This window comes from Pseudonocardia pini (assembly GCF_013870575.1).
GTDB classification, from domain to species: domain Bacteria; phylum Actinomycetota; class Actinomycetes; order Mycobacteriales; family Pseudonocardiaceae; genus Pseudonocardia; species Pseudonocardia pini.
Genome location: NZ_JACBXB010001046.1, coordinates 1 through 1,503, shown reverse-complemented (window position 1 = coordinate 1,503; position 1,503 = coordinate 1). Strand labels below are relative to the sequence as shown.

1 protein-coding gene is annotated in these 1,503 nt (G+C 72.5%); it reads right to left on the bottom strand.

Annotated features, from left to right (window positions below; translation table 11 throughout):
• Positions 1-1,206: 1,206 nt before the first annotated feature.
• The coding region (locus H5J29_RS32335; RefSeq protein WP_281376160.1) for a D-arabinono-1,4-lactone oxidase at positions 1,207-1,503 on the bottom strand (297 nt) is incomplete at its 5' end.

The following is a 1,503-nucleotide window of genomic DNA, read 5'->3' as shown; positions in this document are numbered from 1 at the left end:
CTCGCCGCTGCGCCGCTGAGCTGCGGGGGTTACGCCGGACCCAGTTGCCCGGCGTTTCCGCCCGACCGCGTCGCATGATCACTGCTTGGGCACCCGGAGCCGTGTGTGGCGCGGCCGAGAGCTCCGAGGTGGTGATCATGCTGGGTGCCGGGGCCTTGAGGCTCGCCGCTGCGCCGCTGAGCTGCGGGGGTTACGCCGGACCCGCTTGCCCGGCGTTCCGTCCGACCGCGTCGCATGATCACCGCTTGGGCACCCGGAGCCGTGTGTGGCGCGGCCGAGAGCTCCGAAGTGGTGATCATGCCTCGATAACCGAGGCCTAGCCACCGAGCTGGGGGGACGTGCCGGTGCCGCCGCCCGGTAACCCGCCCGACTTCGTCGCATGATCACCGTTTAGGCGCGCGGAGCCGTGTGTAGCGCGGTTGAGTGCTCCGAGGTGGCGATCATGCCTCGTATGCCCGGGCCTCGAGGCTCCCGGCTGAGAGCTGCACCGACACCACCCGCCCGGCCGCCTAGCTTGACCATCGCTTGGGCGCGCGGAACCGTGTGTGGCGCGGTTGAGTGCTCCGAGGTGGTGATCATGCCTCGAACACTGGGCCTGGCCGCTGCGCCGCTGAGCTGTGGGTTTGCGCCGGCGCCGCCGCTCGGCGATCCGCCCGCCCGCGTCGCATGATCAGTGCTTGGGCACGCCGAGCGGCCTCTGGCGCGGTTGAGCGTTCCGAGATGGTGATCATGTCTTGCGTGCCCGGGCCTCGCGGCTGGCGGCCGCGCCGCTAGCTGTGGGGTCGCGCCAGCGCTGCGCCACCCGCTTGTCAATCTCGCCGATCGCGTCGCTTGAGCACCGCCTGGGCGCGGGGAGCCGTGTGTGGCGCGGTCGAGTGCTCCGGGGTGGTGATCATGCCTCGAACACCGGGCCTGGCCGCCGGGCCGCTGAGCCGTGGGTTCTGCCCAAGCCGCCACTGGTGATCCGCTCGACCGCGTCGCATGATCACCGCTTGGGCACGCCGAGCCGTGTGCGGCGCGGTCGACCGCTCCGAAATGGTGATCATTCGAGACGTTCGTGCCGCGCCGTCGCACCGCCGGCCGGCGCGCACCTGCCGCCCATGATCACCGTCTCGGCACCCACGGCCGTGATGACCGCGGCCGGCCGCGCCAATCCAATGATCATCGGCGGCGGCGCTGGAGACCGGCGGCCGCGATGAGGTGGGCTCACGGGCCGAGCAGGGACTCCAGGTGGGTGCCTGCGAAGCGGCGGTCGGGATCGAGGCGGTCCCGGATCGCGTGGAAGTCCGGAAGGCGGGGGTAGGCCACCGCGAGGTCGGCCACCGTCCAGTCGTGCCGACCCGCCCAGTGCGGCCGCCCGCCCATCCCCTCCAACACCGAGCCGACCAGCCGGAACAGCGGCCCGTGGTCCTCGCCCCGGGGGCTGCGGACCGCGATCCAGCCGGTCTCGCGCCCGTAGGCGGGATGCAACCAGCCCGTCTCGGCGGGGCCGACCCGGATCTC